The organism is Agromyces sp. CF514, assembly GCF_900113185.1.
Taxonomy (GTDB): Bacteria; Actinomycetota; Actinomycetes; order Actinomycetales; family Microbacteriaceae; genus Agromyces.
The window spans coordinates 1,600,950-1,615,914 of the sequence record NZ_FOZD01000001.1 but is presented as its reverse complement, the minus strand read 5'-3'; the positions used below and the strand labels follow the sequence as shown (position 1 = coordinate 1,615,914).

The 14,965-nt window shown below is 71.2% G+C and carries 13 protein-coding genes; 5 read left to right on the top strand and 8 right to left on the bottom strand.

Going from position 1 to position 14,965, the window contains the following annotated elements:
- Window positions 1-3 precede the first annotated feature (3 nt).
- Entirely contained in the window at window positions 4-540 is a 537-nt protein-coding gene (locus BM342_RS07085) for a gamma carbonic anhydrase family protein (RefSeq protein WP_092964713.1), read from the top strand.
- Here BM342_RS07085 and BM342_RS07080 read toward each other — a convergent pair.
- The 3 genes from BM342_RS07080 to BM342_RS07070 are packed head-to-tail and all read right to left on the bottom strand — an operon-like array spanning window position 496 to window position 4,194.
- Complete coding sequence (locus BM342_RS07080) at window positions 496-2,007, bottom strand: DUF6716 putative glycosyltransferase (protein WP_092964712.1); 1,512 nt, start codon at window positions 2,005-2,007, stop codon at window positions 496-498. The genes BM342_RS07085 and BM342_RS07080 overlap by 45 nt on opposite strands.
- The gene (locus BM342_RS07075; protein ID WP_092964711.1) at window positions 2,004-2,876 is read right to left on the bottom strand and encodes an N-acetylneuraminate synthase family protein; all 873 of its coding nucleotides are present in this window, start codon (window positions 2,874-2,876) and stop codon (window positions 2,004-2,006) included. Before BM342_RS07075 ends, BM342_RS07080 begins: the two co-directional genes overlap by 4 nt.
- A 16-nt stretch (window positions 2,877-2,892) precedes the next feature.
- The gene (locus tag BM342_RS07070) at window positions 2,893-4,194 is read right to left on the bottom strand and encodes an acylneuraminate cytidylyltransferase (protein ID WP_092964710.1); all 1,302 of its coding nucleotides are present in this window, start codon (window positions 4,192-4,194) and stop codon (window positions 2,893-2,895) included.
- 250 nt (window positions 4,195-4,444) lie between these two features.
- Here BM342_RS07070 and BM342_RS07065 point away from each other — a divergent pair, with 250 nt between their 5' ends.
- Window positions 4,445-4,906: a hypothetical protein gene (locus BM342_RS07065; protein ID WP_092964709.1), complete on the top strand. Its 462-nt coding sequence runs from the start codon at window positions 4,445-4,447 to the stop codon at window positions 4,904-4,906.
- Window positions 4,907-4,990: 84 nt separating this feature from the next.
- Here the strand turns inward: BM342_RS07065 and BM342_RS07060 are convergent, their stop codons facing one another.
- Together BM342_RS07060 and glyA are read right to left on the bottom strand one after the other, a co-directional pair.
- Window positions 4,991-5,866 (bottom strand): bifunctional methylenetetrahydrofolate dehydrogenase/methenyltetrahydrofolate cyclohydrolase, encoded by an 876-nt coding sequence (locus BM342_RS07060; protein ID WP_092964708.1) that lies wholly within the window; start codon window positions 5,864-5,866, stop codon window positions 4,991-4,993.
- A gap of 7 nt (window positions 5,867-5,873) precedes the next feature.
- On the bottom strand, window positions 5,874-7,148 hold the full coding sequence (glyA, locus tag BM342_RS07055) for a serine hydroxymethyltransferase (RefSeq protein ID WP_092964707.1): 1,275 nt from the start codon (window positions 7,146-7,148) through the stop codon (window positions 5,874-5,876).
- 295 nt (window positions 7,149-7,443) lie between these two features.
- On the opposite strand from glyA, the gene BM342_RS07050 reads away from it, so the two are divergent.
- Both BM342_RS07050 and BM342_RS07045 read left to right on the top strand, forming a co-directional pair.
- Complete coding sequence (locus BM342_RS07050; RefSeq protein WP_092964706.1) at window positions 7,444-9,099, top strand: beta-N-acetylhexosaminidase; 1,656 nt, start codon at window positions 7,444-7,446, stop codon at window positions 9,097-9,099.
- A 269-nt stretch (window positions 9,100-9,368) separates the two neighbouring features.
- Window positions 9,369-10,265 (top strand): DUF559 domain-containing protein, encoded by an 897-nt coding sequence (locus BM342_RS07045; RefSeq protein WP_177232095.1) that lies wholly within the window; start codon window positions 9,369-9,371, stop codon window positions 10,263-10,265.
- A 162-nt stretch (window positions 10,266-10,427) separates the two neighbouring features.
- Here BM342_RS07045 and BM342_RS07040 read toward each other — a convergent pair whose 3' ends face one another.
- The 3 genes from BM342_RS07040 to BM342_RS07030 all read right to left on the bottom strand — a co-directional run bounded on the left by BM342_RS07040 (window position 10,428) and on the right by BM342_RS07030 (window position 13,675).
- On the bottom strand, window positions 10,428-11,360 hold the full coding sequence (locus BM342_RS07040; protein ID WP_177232094.1) for a carbohydrate ABC transporter permease: 933 nt from the start codon (window positions 11,358-11,360) through the stop codon (window positions 10,428-10,430).
- 3 nt (window positions 11,361-11,363) lie between these two features.
- A complete protein-coding gene (locus BM342_RS07035) occupies window positions 11,364-12,368 on the bottom strand; it encodes a carbohydrate ABC transporter permease (protein WP_092964704.1) in 1,005 nt (334 codons plus the stop codon).
- Window positions 12,369-12,430: 62 nt separating this feature from the next.
- Window positions 12,431-13,675, bottom strand: a complete 1,245-nt coding sequence (locus tag BM342_RS07030; RefSeq protein WP_092964703.1) for an extracellular solute-binding protein — start codon at window positions 13,673-13,675, stop codon at window positions 12,431-12,433.
- A gap of 420 nt (window positions 13,676-14,095) precedes the next feature.
- On the opposite strand from BM342_RS07030, the gene BM342_RS07025 reads away from it, so the two are divergent.
- Window positions 14,096-14,965: an SIS domain-containing protein gene (locus tag BM342_RS07025; protein WP_092964702.1), complete on the top strand. Its 870-nt coding sequence runs from the start codon at window positions 14,096-14,098 to the stop codon at window positions 14,963-14,965.

Below are 14,965 nucleotides of genomic sequence, written 5' to 3'. Positions count from 1 at the left end.
GCCATGAGCGCAGAACCGTCGGCCCGCATCCTCGCCCTCGCCGGAGTGCCGGCCCCGGTCCTCGACGCGACGGCATTCGTCGCGCCCGGCGCGGTGCTCGTCGGCGATGTGCGCCTGGCCGCGCAGGCGAGCGTCTGGTACAACGCGGTGCTCCGCGCCGAGGCCGAACCGATCTCGATCGGCGAGCGTTCGAACCTGCAGGACACCGTCGCGTGCCATGTGGACCGCGGGTTCCCGCTGGTGCTGGGCTCGGGCGTCTCGGTGGGGCACGGCGCCGTGCTGCACGGCTGCACGGTCGAAGACGACTGCCTCATCGGCATGAATGCCACGGTGCTGAACGGCGCGGTCATCGGCGCCGGTTCGCTCGTCGCCGCCGGCGCCGTCGTGCTCGAGGGCACCGTCGTGCCGCCGGGTTCGCTCGTCGCCGGGGTGCCCGCGAAAGTGCGGCGCGAGCTCACCGAAGACGAACAGGCGGGCATCCGCCGGAACGCCGAGTCATACCTCGGCCATGCCGAGCGGCACGCGTCCGCCGTCGGCTGAGCGTTCCGAGGTCACCGACCCGGCTTCAGACGCACGAACGGACTCGGGCGTCCATCCGGCCACCCGCTCCCGCACCGCCGTGGGCACGCCGCGGCGCTCCCAACGCGAACGCAGGCGCCGCACTCGGCGCACGACGCCGCGGGCCGGAACCCCGACGCCCCACGCGAGCGTGCCGAGCACGCTGCGATCGTGCGAGCCGAGCATGCGCCGCCGCTCGAACGCCGCCCGCAGCACGCCGCCCGACAGGTCGCGCCGACGCTCCAGGCGCGCGAGCGGCACGATCTCGCGCGCCTCGATGAAGGCGTCGAGCCGACGCACCCAGTCGGCCGCCTCCCGGTCGTGGAAGTAGTTGTCGGCCAGCCACGAGGCATCCGCCGACCTGAAGCGACCCTCGACGAGGTCGGCCGTCGAGCCGATGAGCCCCGAATCCTCGAAGACGAGGTTGATCATCGCCGCCGAGACGCCGTAGTCCTGGATCACGAGCGCAGGGAGCTCGAGCGCCACGGCCTCGAGCACGGCGGTCGAGCTGACGGTGACGAGCGCGGACGCCCGCGCGAGCTTCTCGGCCATCGGGCCGTCCTCGATCACCAGGTTCGCGGGCGGGTCGACCTCGGACATGAGGTCGGCGTAGTCGAACGACTCGTCGTGCGTCTGGGCCTCGCCGCGCCGGGCACGCACCTTGACGACGACGCGCCGGTCGGGTCGCCGGCGTGCCAGCTCGGCGAGCGCGCCGAGCAGGTGGACGCGGTCCTCGCGTTCCGCGGGCACCTTGGCCTGGGTCGCGAACACGATGTCGGTGCGGGCGGATGCCTCCGGGCGGGCCCCCGGCCGGTCCGCACCGTCTCTCCGGGGCGCGGCCGCGGCATCCGTCGTTCCCTGATCGGGGCCGTCGGCCGTCGCACGCGCGCCTCCGCCCGCGCCCGCGCCCGCGCCCGCGAGGAACGGCAGCGTCGCGAGCGCGAAGGTCGTGCCGAGTCCGAGTCCGGCGGCGTTCGCCCGGAACTCGCGCACCTCGCGGCGGCTGTGCAGCACCACGAGGTCGGTCTGCTCGCGGTAGACCACCGCCTTCGGCACCGCCGGGATCGTGAGGCCCGGGAACCCGCTCACCAGCACCGGTCGATTCGGACGACGTTCGATGAGCGGAGCGACGACGCGCACGAACGGACCGCGGAGCGACAGCAGCACCGCATGCGGATCGAACACGTCGAGCAGCCCGTCGAGATCGTCGAGGTGCAGGATCCGGGTGCGGGTCGGTGAGAACGCCGTGCCTGCGAGCGCGTGCGCGAGCTGCGTCGCGCTCGGCTGCACGGGCGAGGCGAGCACGACGAGCTGCACGCGCCAATGCGGCGGCAGCGTCGAGGCGAGGGTCGCACCCCACTTCACGTACGAGTCGGAGTCGGCGATGACCAGCAGGCGCCGGCCCGCGGCATCCGTTGCACCTGCGGACCTCGACCGGTCGAACATCATGCGGGCACGCGACGGAGCTTGGCGCGCGGTGCCTCCTCGCCGGGGAACACGCGCTTGACGCCGTCGCCCATGGCGTCGCCGATGATGCGGATGTCGCGCACGAGGTGATCGAACCCCTGCGGCTCGAGCGAGGCGGCCTGGTCGGACCCCCACATGGCCCGGTCGAGCGTGATGTGCCGCTCGACGGCGACGGCGCCGAGCGCGACCGCGGCGAGCGAGATCTGGAGGCCGCGCTCGTGGCCCGAGTACCCGATCGGCACGCCCGGGTACCGCGAGCCCAGCGTCTGGATCATGCGCAGGTTCGCCTCGTGCTCGGGCATCGGGTAGCTCGACGTGGCGTGCATGAGCACGAGCCGGTCGCGGTCGAGGCGGTCGACGGCCCGGTCGATCTCCTCGATGGTCGACATGCCCGTCGAGAGGATGATCGGCTTGCCCGTCGCGGCGAGCGCGTCGAGCAGCTCGAGGTCGGTGATCGAGGCCGAGGCCACCTTGTGGGCGACGACATCGAGTCCCTCGAGGAACGCGACCGAGGGGACGTCCCACGGCGAGGCGAACCAGTCGACCCCCGCGCGCATCGCGTACGAGGCGATCTCGAGGTACTCCGCCTCGCCGAACTCGACGCGGTGCCGGTACTCGAGGTAGGTCATCGTGCCCCACGGCGTCTCGCGGAGCACGTCGCGCATGTGCTCGGGCGTGGCGATCTCGGGCGTCCGCTTCTGGAACTTCACGGCCTGCGCACCCGACTCGACGGCGACGTCGATGAGCCGCTTGGCGATCTCGACGTCTCCGTTGTGGTTCAGGCCGATCTCGCCGATGACGTAGACGGGGTTTCCGGGGCCGATCAGGGATCGTCCGATGCGCACCGACATGAGCTGCTCCTCGCGTTCAGCGCGCCGCGGCGCGCACGTGGTGGGGGTGGTCGTGGGTCGCGTCGTCTCGCGCCGCGTCGCGGGTCGCGTCGTCTCGCGCCGCGTCGCGGGTCGCCCGTTCGCGGAGGGTCTGCTCGCGCGCGGCGAGGACCAGGTCGGCGAGCTCTCGCACCGCACCGTGCCCGCCACGGCGTTCGAGCACGTGCCGGGCCGCGGCGAGCACGTCGGGCACCGCGTCGCGCACGGCGACCGGCCAACCGACGAGTTCGAGCGCGGGCAGGTCGTTGCGGTCGTTGCCGACGTAGGCGATGCGGTCGAGGTCGACGCCGCGGGCCTCGGCCCATTCGGCGAGCGCCTCGCCCTTCGCATCGACGCCGTGCAGGCACTCGACGCCGAGCTTCTCGGCGCGGCGGGCGACGACCGGGTTCGCCTCGGCGCTGAGGATCAGCACCGGGACGCCGGCCGCCCGCAACCGGGCGACGCCGGCCCCGTCGCTGCGGCTCACGCGCACCGACTCGCGGCCCAGCGTGTCGACCCAGGCGGTGTCGTCGGTGTGCACGCCGTCGAAATCGGTGACGACCGCGTCGACGTCGACGATCGGATGCCGCGGATCGCCGACCCCGGCGAGCGGGTCGGCCGTCGTGGCGAGCAGGCGGGCGCGGGCGAGGTCGTCGGCGTCGTCGATCTCGATCGCGTGGTCGGCGCGCACGCGTTCGATGCCGACCCGGCCGAAGAAGCGGTGACCGGAGCGCTCGAAGTCGTCGGCGCGCATGACGTAGAAGGCGCCCGTCTCGGCGAACTCGGGTTCGCGATCCTGGCGGCGCTGGCGAACGGATGCATCGTGGTTCACGCCCCCGGCCCCGCCGCGCGTCTCGCGCCAGAGGAACACGTGGGTCGGCACGGCCGAGAAGACGACGTCCTCGCCGCCGCCGCGAACGCGCTCGACGGCCCGGTCGAGCGTCGCCGGATCGATGAACGGCGAGGTGGCCTGCACGAACGCGAGCACCTCCGGGCGGACGCCCGTGTGCGCGGCGACGCTGTGCAGCGCGTGCAGCAGGGCGGATTCGGAGCTCGCGGTGTCGCCGGACAATCCGGCCGGGCGTCGGACGACACCGGCGCCGGCGGCGCGGGCGACCTCGGCGATGTCGTCGTCGTCGGTCGAGACCAGCACCGCGTCGATGCTCCGGGCCGCGACCGCCGCTCGCACCGCGCGGGCGACGAGCGGCACCCCGCCGACCTCGGCGAGGTTCTTGCCCGGCAGCCCCTTCGAGCCGCCGCGCGCGGGGATCACCGCGACCACCCGCGGTTCGCGATGCATGGCGCGACCCGACGGCCGCCCGACTTCGAGCATGCTGCGACGCTACGAGCGGCGCCTTGCCGGTCCCTTGCCCCTGGGTGATGCCCGGGTGAACGCGCGGCGACCGGGAGGCGACGATGCCGCACTCGCGCACGCCGGCCGTCGTCTCAGTGCGGGTCCTGATGCGCGGCTCCGGGACACCCCGCTGGGCTCGTGCACCGGCGGGGCGTAGACCGTGGGCATCAGCTGCACACGACCTCGGGAGGCCACCATGCGCGCCGTCGACATTCTCATCAACCTGGGCCGGATCCCTCCGGCCGCGTGGGACGCGATCATCCCGCACACGCACCTGCCCGCCGGCGCGTTCCGTGCCCGGTTCGACGCGGTCGCACTCAACCCGCAGCCGCTCCCGCCGGTCGCCGAGGTCGCGTTCGGCGCGGCCGAGGCGGCGAGCCACATCGCGTCGCTCGCGATCGACGCCGAGGTCCGCGGCGAGTCGGCGTCGGGCTTCGTCACGGAGTTCATCGACGACTGGTGCGGCACGCCGTGGCCCCGCAAGTGGCCTGGGCCGCGTCCGCGCCCGCAGTGGACCGACCTCGACGTGAGCGTCGGGCGCACGGTCGGGGCGATGGTCTTCGCGAACCTGGGGGCGCGGCTCGGCGACTCCGAACTCGGCAAGGCCTTCACCGAGGGCGCCGAGAAGCTCGCCGAGGCGTCGTCGGTCGGGGTCTGAACCTCACGACGACCACCCCGGAGACGACGGATGCCGCGGGCGCAGGCCCGCGGCATCCGTCGTCTCGTGCGTGGTCGTCGGCGCCTACCGGAGTTCGGCCGCCTTGACGACGTTCGCGAGCAGCATGGCGCGCGTCATGGGCCCGACGCCGCCGGGGTTCGGCGAGAGGTGGCCGGCGACCGCGGCGACCCCGGGGTCGACGTCGCCCGTGAGGCGGCCCTTGCCGGTGGCCGGGTCCTCGACGCGCGTGATGCCCACGTCGAGCACCGCGGCGCCGGGCTTGACCCAGTCGGGCTCGATGAGGTGCGGCACGCCGACGGCGGCCACCACGATGTCGGCCCGGCGAACCTCGGCGGCCAGGTCGACCGTGCGCGAGTGCGTGAGCGTGACCGTCGCGTCGAGTCCCTTGCGGGTGAGCAGCAGGCCGAGCGGGCGCCCGACCGTGATGCCGCGACCCACGACGGTGACGTGACGGCCGGCGATCGGCACGTCGTAGCGCTGCAGCATCTCGACGATGCCCGCGGGCGTGCACGGCAGCGGCGAGGCGAGCTCACCCGCGACGCCGAGCACGAGACGCCCGAGGTTGGTCGGGTGCAGGCCGTCGGCGTCCTTGTCGGGGTCGATGAGCTCGAGCATCGCGTTCTCGTCGTGGCCGGCGGGCAGCGGCAGCTGCACGATGTACCCGGTGACCTCGGATGCCGCGTTGAGGTCGGCGATCGCGGCGCGCACGTCGGCCGGGCTCGCCGTGGCCGGCAGGTCGACGCGGATCGACTCGATGCCCACCTCGGCGCAGTCGCGGTGCTTGCCCGCGACGTACGACCGGGATCCGGGGTCGTCGCCGACGAGCAGCGTGCCGAGGCCCGGCACGACGCCCTTCGCGCGGAGCGCCGCGATGCGCGAGGCCAGCTCGGACTTGACGGCGGTGGCGGTGGCCACGCCGTCGAGCGTGATGGCGGTCATCGGCGGCCTACTGCGCGAGGCCCGGGTAGAGCGGGAACGCCGCCGTGAGGGCCTCGACGCGCGCACGGAGCGCCGCGACATCCGCCTCGCCCTTGAGCACCTCGGCGATGACGTCGGCGACCTCGGTGAACTCGGCGTCGCCGAAGCCGCGCGTCGCGAGCGCCGGGGTGCCGATGCGCAGGCCAGAGGTGACCATCGGCGGGCGGGGGTCGAACGGCACCGAGTTGCGGTTCACGGTGATGAGCGCGTCGTGCAGGAGGTCTTCGGCCTGCTGGCCGTCGATCTTCGAGTTGCGCAGGTCGGCGAGCACGAGGTGCACGTCGGTGCCGCCCGTGAGCACGTCGACGCCGGCCTCGCGCGAGTCGTCGGCCGTGAGGCGGGCGGCGAGGATCTGCGCACCGCGGATGGTGCGCTCCTGGCGGTCCTTGAACTCGGCGGATGCCGCGATCTTGAACGCCGTGGCCTTGGCCGCGATGACGTGCATGAGGGGGCCGCCCTGCTGGCCCGGGAACACATTGGAGTTCAGCTTCTTCGCGAGCTCGGTGTCGCGCGAGACGATGAAGCCCGAGCGCGGGCCGCCGATCGTCTTGTGCACCGTGCTCGACACCACGTCGGCGTAGGGCACGGGCGACGGGTGCAGGCCCGCGGCCACGAGGCCCGCGAAGTGCGCCATGTCGACCCAGAGCTTCGCGCCGACCTCGTCGGCGATCGCGCGGAACGCGGCGAAGTCGAGGTGACGGGGGTACGCCGACCAGCCGGCGATGATGACCTGCGGCTTGTGCTCGAGGGCCTTGTCGCGCACCACGTCCATGTCGACGAGGAAGGTCTCGGGGTCGACGCCGTACGAGACGGCGTTGTAGAGCTTGCCCGAGAAGTTCAGCTTCATGCCGTGCGTGAGGTGGCCGCCGTGCGCGAGCTCGAGGCCGAGGATCGTGTCGCCGGGCGTCGCGATCGCGGAGAGCACCGCGGCGTTGGCCGTGGCACCGGAGTGGGGCTGCACGTTGGCGTACTCGGCGCCGAACAGGCTCTTCGCGCGCTCGATGGCGAGCGACTCGGCGATGTCGACGTACTCGCAGCCGCCGTAGTAGCGGCGGCCGGGGTAGCCCTCGGCGTACTTGTTCGTGAGCACGGAACCCTGCGACTGCAGGACGGAGACGGGAACGAAGTTCTCGCTCGCGATCATCTCGAGGTAGTCGCGCTGGCGACCGAGCTCGAGCTCGAGGACCTCGGCGATCTCGGGATCGACCTCGGAGAGGGGGGCGTTGAAAACGGACTCGGCCAAGACTGGCTCCTTCAGTGACGGTACGGACCAAACGAGGGTTCCTCGTCGTGCGACTCGCGCGACAAGGCATCCGTACCGGCCCAGGCGTGCGGTCGTGTACTCGCCAGTCGCTCCCCGATGGGAATCCATCTCAACGCCAGTCGCGACCCCGCAAGCATAGCAACGGATGCCGCGGGCGCGTCGGCGGATGTCGGCAGGCCCTGTCGCTGCGTCGGCGTGGATGCCATGATGGATTCCGTTCCGCTTTGTCAGGAATCCTTCCCATATCGACGACCCACCGAGCATCCGAGGACGCATGCCCCGACGCAGCCGCATCGCACACCCGACCGCGATCGCCCTCGCCCTCGTCCTCGCGACACCCCTCACCGCGTGCACCGCACCGGCGCAGAACGGAGAACCCATGACCGGCATCGTGCCCGCGCCCGTGAGCGCCGACTACCCCGACCGGGCGCCCTTCGAACTCGACGAGACCACGCGCCTCGTCGCGTCCGGCGAGGGTGCGGCAGGCGTCGCGGAGACGTTCGCCGCGCTCGCGCGCACGTCGACGGGCTACCCGCTGCCCGTCGTCGACGGCACCGACTCGGCCGAGGGCGCGGCATCCGACATCGCGTTCGTGGTCGCCGCGGGCGAGGCACCCGACGGCGCGGCCGAGGGGTACACGCTCGAGTCGGGCTCCGACGGCGTGCGGCTCGCAGCCGACACGCCCGCCGGCCTGTTCTGGGCCACCCAGTCGCTGCGGCAGCTGCTGCCGGCCGAGATCGAGCGAACGGATGCCGAGAAGGCGCCGGCCGACGGATGGACGGTGCCCGCGGCATCCGTCTCCGATGCACCGCGCTTCGCCTACCGCGGCTCGATGCTCGACGTGGCGCGGCACTTCTTCCCGGTGCAGGACGTGCTCGACCACATCGACCGCATCGCACTGCTGAAGCTCAACGTGCTGCACCTGCACCTCACCGACGACCAGGGCTGGCGCCTGCAGATCGACGCGTGGCCCGAGCTCACGGGCATCGGCGCCTCGACCTCGACCGGTGGCGACGGCGGCGGCTTCTACACGAAGGACGACTACCGGCGCATCGTCGAGTACGCGGCCGAGCGGTTCGTGACCGTCGTGCCGGAGGTCGACCTGCCCGGGCACACGAACGCGGCGCTCAGCGCCTACCCCGAACTCAACTGCGAAGGCATCGCGCCGAAGCCCTACGAGGGCATCGAGGTCGGCTTCTCGTCGCTCTGCGCCTCGCCCGAGCGGGCCGAGGCGACCGACCGGTTCCTCGCCGACGTGCTCGGCGAGGTCGCCGACCTCACGCCCGGCCCGTGGCTGCACGTCGGCGGCGACGAGTCGCTCGCCACCTCGGAGGCCGACTACCTCGACCTCGTGCGCCGCATCACGGCGGCGGGCGCCGCGACCGGCAAGACCGTCATCGGCTGGCACGAGATGGGCGCCTCGCGCGACCTGCCGGCCGACACGATCGGCCAGTACTGGGACTTCGTGACGCCTCGCGACGACGCCGCCGCGCTCACCACCTCGTTCGTCGAGCAGGGCGGCAGCGTGATCCTCTCCCCCGCCGACGTCGCCTACCTCGACATGAAGTACCCCGACGACCCCGACGGCCCCCTCGGCACGAAGCTCGGACAGCTCTGGGCCGACGGCCCGAGCACGCTCGAGGAGGCCTACGCCTGGGAGCCCACCGCCATCGTGCCGGGTCTCGCCGAGTCCGACATCCTCGGCATCGAGGCGCCCGTCTGGACCGAGACCATCAGCACGGCGCCCGACCTGGAGTTCATGGTCTTCCCGCGCATCACGGCGATCGCCGAGATCGCGTGGTCGCCGGCGCCGGCCGACGGCGCGCGCGACGAGGCGTCGTTCCAGGCCCGGCTCGCCGCGCTCGGCACCCACCTCGACGCGCTCGGCGTCTCGTACCGCAAGGTCGGCGGGGTGCCCTGGGTCGAGTGACCGCGCGACGCTCGCCCGCGACATCCGGTTCGCAGGCACTCGTGCGCTGCTCACGCACGCACGCAAGCGCTGCATTACGCGCTGCTCAGGCACGAACGCGCTGCTCAGGCTTGAACGGCCCGAATCAGCCTGAGCAGCGCGCGAACGCCTGACCGACGCACCGCCCCGAGACCGGCGACTCGTCCTCCACGCCATCGGGTGTCGCTGAGGTTGTTCCTGCCAGGCCGGTCTCGAATGGCACTGCCCTCGTCATGCACGACACTCGGTCGATGCGCAGATCGCTCACCGAATGGCTCGACGCCGAGGGCGGAATCAGGCACGTCGATCAGGCCCTGGGTGCGGGATACACGAGATACGCGATCCGCGAGGCGGTGGCCGGAGGATCCGTCGAGCGGCTCCGGCGCGTCTGGCTCGCGACCTCGTCGGCACCGTCGATGCTCCGCGCCGCGGCGCTTGTCGGTGGCCGAGTCGCCTGCATCACGGCGGCCCGCATGCACGGGCTCTGGACCATCGACGATGACCGACCGCATCTCGCCGTGGCCCATGGCGCGTCGAGATTCGACGCTGCCGGTGCGCGCATCCACTGGAATGCAGGCCCCATCGCGTCAGGCCGCTTCGAGCTCCTCGAGCCGCCCGTCGATGCGCTCGTGCACATCGCCGCGTGCCGGCCGTTCGAGCACGCCCTCGCCACGTGGGAGTCGGCGCTGAGGACCAGGAATGTCGACCCCGGGTACCTCGCGCAACTCCCCCTCCGTCACGCGGCAGCGCGACGCGTGCGGGATTGCGCCTCACAGCTCTCGGACTCCGGTCTCGAATCGATCACGTTCAGCCGACTCAGGAGCATCGGGATCCCGGTGCGACAGCAGGTCCGGCTGGCCGGACACGCGGTGGACGGTCTCATCGGATCGCACCTCGTCATCCAGCTCGACGGCTACGGGTTCCACCGGGATGCCGCGAGCCGCCGCCGCGACATCGCCCACGATCGACGCCTCGCGCTGATGGGCTTCACGGTGCTGCGCTTCGACTATCAGCAGGTGCTCGCCGAATGGGCCGGCGTCGAACTCGAGGTTCGGTCTGCGATGGCGATCGGGCTGCACCTCGGTCGCGACGGCCGCGCAGCAGGCGGACGGTCGCTGCTCAGGCCGTTTCGAGCGACATCGGCCTGAACAGCGTGCGATGGCCTGCAGCGCGGGCGTTGTGCGGGCCGGCGACGGGCGGCGGGCGGCGACGGATGCCGCGGCGGCGGGCCGTCGACGGGCGAGCGGATGCCGCGGCGGGCCGCCGCGGCATCCGTCACCCGATCGAGGCCGCAATGCGGCATCCGGAACCTACTTGACGCTGCCCGCGGTGAGGCCGCCGACCAGGCGCTTCTCGATGAGCATGAAGAGCACCACCACCGGGATGATCGCCACGACCGAGACGCCGAACACGTAGTGCCACGAGGTCTCGTACTGGCCGACGAACTTCGTGAGCGCGACCGAGAGGGGCTGGTTGCCCGCGGTCGAGAGGATCACGAGCGAGGCGGCGAACTCGTTCCAGCAGGCGACGAAGGTGAACACGATCGCCGTCACGATGCCGGGCCACACGAGCGGCAGCTGGATGCGGAAGAGCACCGTGAGCCGCCCGGCGCCGTCGATCTGCGCGGCCTCGTCGACCTCCTTCGGCACGCCGGCGAAGAACGAGTGCATGATCCAGACGGCGAACGAGAGGTTGAACGCCGCGTTGATGAGGATCATCGCCGCCCACGTGTCGACGAGGTCGAGGGCCACGAACTGGCGGAACAGGCCGGAGGTGAGCACCGCGGGCTGCAGCATCTGCGTGACGATCACGAGGAAGAGGAACAGCATGCGCCCCGGGAACAGGTACCTGGCCGTGTAGTACGCCGCGGGCATCGCGACGAGCAGCACGAGCAGCGTCGCGAAGACGGCGATCACGATCGTCGAGACGAGGTTCTGCACGAGCGGCGTCTCAGGGGTCGACCACATGGTGATGTAGTTCTCCCAGTGCCATTCCTGGGGGAAGTACGTCGGGTCGACCGACCGGATCTGCGCCTTCGTCTTGACGGAGCCGAAGAACATGATCGTGTACGGCAGCACGAAGATCGCGAGCACGACGAGCCCGGCGAGCATGCGCAGCAGCACGCGCCCGAGCGGGACCTGGTCCTCGGTGTAGCGGCGCTTGCGAACGGCGCCCGAGCCGCGATCGGAGGCCCCGTGGCCGGCATCGGTCGCGAGCATGGCGCGGGTCTCGGTGACGGTCATCGCTCAGACCTCCTTCATGGGCTTGACGACCCGCACGTAGACGGCCACGATCACGATCACGATGAGGAACGCGACGACCGACAGCGCCGACGCGACGTCGATCTTGTGCTGGTTCTGGATGTACTTGAAGATCAGCGTCATGATCGTGTCGGCGTCGTAGCCCGGGATCGACCCGGTCATGACCTTCAGGATCGGCAGCGAGTTGAACACGTTGATGATGTTGATGAGCACGGCGACGCTCAGCGCTCCGCGCAGCTGCGGCAGCACGATGCTGAAGTAGGTGCGCGCGGGTCCGGCCCCGTCGACCTTGGCGGCCTCGATGATGTCGCCGGGCACGGTCGCGAGGCCCGCGAGGATCGTGTAGGTCGTGAACGGCAGCGACACGAACACGGCGACCACGATCGACCACGCGAACGCGGTCTCGGGGTTGCGGGTCCAGCCGTACCCCTCAGGGGTGTCGACGAGGCCGACGTCGACGAGGAACTTGTTGATGATGCCGAAGTACGGCTCGAGGCCGTAGTAGACGACCATCGTGGTCATGACGACCGAGGCCGCCCACGGGATGATGACGGCGAGACGCACGATGCGCCGCCCCGGGAAGGCCTTGTTCAGGATCTGCGCGAGCCCGAGCGAGATGATCACGGTCGCCGCGACGACCACGACGACCCAGACGATGGTGCGTCCGAAGATCGGCCAGAAGTAGGGGAACGAGAAGACCTCGACGAAGTTGTCGAAGCCGACCGAGCCCTTGTCGACGCCCGACTGCGAGATGTCGCGCGTCGAGTTGAAGAACATGACGACGGCCGGGTAGAGCACGACGCCGAAGATGAGGATCAGGGCCGGACCGATCCAGGGCAGAGCAGAGAGGATCTCTCGGCCTCTGCCACGCGGGCGTCGCCCGCCCGCTGGGCTGGAGCCGGTGCCCGACCCGGGGTCGGACCCGCCGGAGCGGGGGCGGCGCTCGGCCGCCCCCGCCTGGGTCGATGACACGTCTGACGTGGTGCTCATGAGTCGGTGGTCACCGATCCCTCCGGGTCGTGCTGGTCAGTGCTGGATGCGCTCGACGGGGATCAACCCGCGTCGGCCTGCGCCTGGACCTCGGTGAGGACCTCCTGCGCGGGCTTGGTCTGGATCTGGCCGAACAGCGCCTTGAAGGCGGAGTCCGCAGCCGACCATCCGGGGTTCGTCGACGGGTAGAACTGCGCGCCGGGCAGCACGTCGAGGAACGGCTTCAGCGACTCCTCGCCGCCGAGCGCCTCTGCACCCGACTTCGTGACGGGCAGGAAGCCCTCGGTCTGCACCCACGGCACGTACACGTCTGCCGAGTAGTAGTAGTCGAGGAACTTGGTGATCGCTTCCTTCTTGTCGCCGTCGTTCTGGAAGGCCATGAGCTGGTCCATGACGCCGAGCGTGAAGGCGCTGCCGTCCTTCGTGGGGATCGGGACGATCGAGTAGTCCAGGTCGGGGTTGTTGTCGGCGATCTGGCCGACGGTCGGCGGGAGGCCGACCTGCATGCCGATCTTGCCCTGGATGAAGATGTCCATGAGCGGCGAGCGGTCGGTCGAACCGGGGTCGGCCTGGGTCGCGCCCGCGTCGATCATCTTCTTGATCTGCTCGGCGCCGGGCAGGTTCGACGGGTCGTCGATCGTGATCGCGTCGGCGTCGCCGAACGTTCCGCCGCCGCCCCAGAGCCACACGGCCGCCTCGGCCTGCGCCTCCTCGGAGCCGAGCGGCATGCCGTAGCCCGCGACGCCGCCGCCGAGCGCGGAGACCTTCGTGGCCGCGTCGAGCAGTTCGTCCCACGTGGTGGGCGCCTCGACGCCGGCCTGCTCGAGCAGGGCGTTGTTGACGAAGAGGGCGCGGGCCGATGCGATGAGCGGCAGGGCGTAGGCCGTGCCGTCGACCTCGGCGTTGGCGAGGAACGACTCCTGGAAGTCGGAGTAGGTGTCGGCCGAGACGACGTCTTCGGCCGGGTAGAGCAGCTCGTCGGCCGCGAAGCCGGCGAAGGGGCCGCCGTTGTAGATGTCGGGTGCCTCGCCCGCCTGGATCTTCGTGGCGATGACGGTCTCGAGGTTGTCCCACGACTGCACCTCGAGCTTGACGTCGATGTCGGTGTTCTCGGCCTCGAAGCCGTCGATGACGTCTTCCCAGAGGCCCTGGGTGGCATCGGAGTAGCTCGGGACGAGCAGGTCGATCGTGGTCTTGCCCGACGCGCTGTCGTCGGAGCCGCCGCCGCCGAACCCGCACGAGGCGAGCGTCAACGAGGCTGTGGCTGCGAGGGCGACCGCTGCGCTGAGACGCAGTGACTTCTTCATGGATGCTTTCCTCACTCTGATGGGTGGTGCACCGGTGTCGACGAGCGTCCACGCCACGGTGCGTGCGATCGGATCGAGCTTCTTCGAGCACCTCACGGCACCAAGAATGCTGTTTCCTGAGCGTTTCTCCGAACAAACGAGCAGGTGCGTTCATCCGGTGCGGAAAACCTATGACTCTCGTCCAGCGGCCGTCAACCCCTTGAGAACGATCGTTACCGATTTTGTTCAGAATCTTCACAAACCGCAAGCCCTGAGCGCCGACTTTCGAAACGCGCGTCCCAATGATCATTCGACAGGCGGACCAGTCATCTGCGATCATGTATCCATCACGCTCGCACCGCGAGCCCGACGCCTCCGGGAGCAGAACACGTGACCTCCACGCCCAACCACCAGTCCACCGCGACGGCGCCTTCCGCGCACATGGCCGCCGAACTCGAGTCCCAGCCCCAGACGTGGGCCCGAGCCGCCGCCCTCACCGCCGAGCAGCGCGTGCTGCCCGCCCGCGGCGAGCGCATCGCGGTCGTCGGCTGCGGCACCTCGTGGTTCATGGCCCAGTCCTACGCGTGGCTGCGCGAATCGGGCGGCCACGGCGAGACCGACGCGTTCACGGCCTCCGAGGCGTTCGTCGACCGCGGCTACGACGCCGTCGTCGCGCTCACCCGGTCCGGCACGACGACCGAGGTGCTCCAGCTCGTCGAGCACCTGCGCGGCCGTGTGCGCACGATCGGCGTCATCGGCGACCCGACGTCTCCGCTCGTCGACCTCGTCGACGACGCGATCACCCTCTCGTTCGCCGACGAGCAGTCGGTCGTGCAGACGCGCTTCGCGACCACGGCGCTCGCCCTCTTCCGCGCCTCGCTCGGCGAGGACCTCGACGGCGCGATCTCGGATGCCGCGGCCGCCCTCGTCGAGGACCTCGACCCCGAACTGGTCGGCGCCGAGCAGTACTCGTTCCTTGGCCAGGGGTGGTCGGTCGGGCTCGCGCACGAGGCCGCGCTGAAGATGCGCGAGGCGTCGCAGTCCTGGACCGAGTCGTACCCGTCGATGGAGTACCGCCACGGCCCGATCTCGATCGCCGCTCCCGGCCGGGTGACCTGGCAGTTCGGCGAGGCCCCCGCGGGTCTCGCAGGCGACGTGCTCGCGACGGGCGCCCGCTTCGAGGCCGGCGGCCTCGACCCGATGGCCGAGCTCGTCCGGGCCCAGCGCGTCGCCCTCGCCCGCGCCCGCGCCCGCGGACTCGACCCCGATGCCCCGCGCAACCTCACGCGCTCCGTCATCCTCGACGCCTGA

Excerpts from the sequence above, each read along its gene's own strand:
- BM342_RS07085 (WP_092964713.1), top strand. The coding sequence starts at position 4 with ATGAGCGCAGAACCGTCGGCCCGCATCCTCGCCCTCGCCGGAGTGCCG.
- BM342_RS07080 (WP_092964712.1), bottom strand. The coding sequence starts at position 2,007 with ATGATGTTCGACCGGTCGAGGTCCGCAGGTGCAACGGATGCCGCGGGC.
- BM342_RS07075 (WP_092964711.1), bottom strand. The coding sequence starts at position 2,876 with ATGTCGGTGCGCATCGGACGATCCCTGATCGGCCCCGGAAACCCCGTC.
- BM342_RS07070 (WP_092964710.1), bottom strand. The coding sequence starts at position 4,194 with ATGCATCGCGAACCGCGGGTGGTCGCGGTGATCCCCGCGCGCGGCGGC.
- BM342_RS07065 (WP_092964709.1), top strand. The coding sequence starts at position 4,445 with ATGCGCGCCGTCGACATTCTCATCAACCTGGGCCGGATCCCTCCGGCC.
- BM342_RS07060 (WP_092964708.1), bottom strand. The coding sequence starts at position 5,866 with ATGACCGCCATCACGCTCGACGGCGTGGCCACCGCCACCGCCGTCAAG.
- BM342_RS07050 (WP_092964706.1), top strand. The coding sequence starts at position 7,444 with ATGCCCCGACGCAGCCGCATCGCACACCCGACCGCGATCGCCCTCGCC.
- BM342_RS07045 (WP_177232095.1), top strand. The coding sequence starts at position 9,369 with ATGCGCAGATCGCTCACCGAATGGCTCGACGCCGAGGGCGGAATCAGG.
- BM342_RS07040 (WP_177232094.1), bottom strand. The coding sequence starts at position 11,360 with ATGACCGTCACCGAGACCCGCGCCATGCTCGCGACCGATGCCGGCCAC.
- BM342_RS07035 (WP_092964704.1), bottom strand. The coding sequence starts at position 12,368 with ATGAGCACCACGTCAGACGTGTCATCGACCCAGGCGGGGGCGGCCGAG.
- BM342_RS07030 (WP_092964703.1), bottom strand. The coding sequence starts at position 13,675 with ATGAAGAAGTCACTGCGTCTCAGCGCAGCGGTCGCCCTCGCAGCCACA.
- BM342_RS07025 (WP_092964702.1), top strand. The coding sequence starts at position 14,096 with ATGGCCGCCGAACTCGAGTCCCAGCCCCAGACGTGGGCCCGAGCCGCC.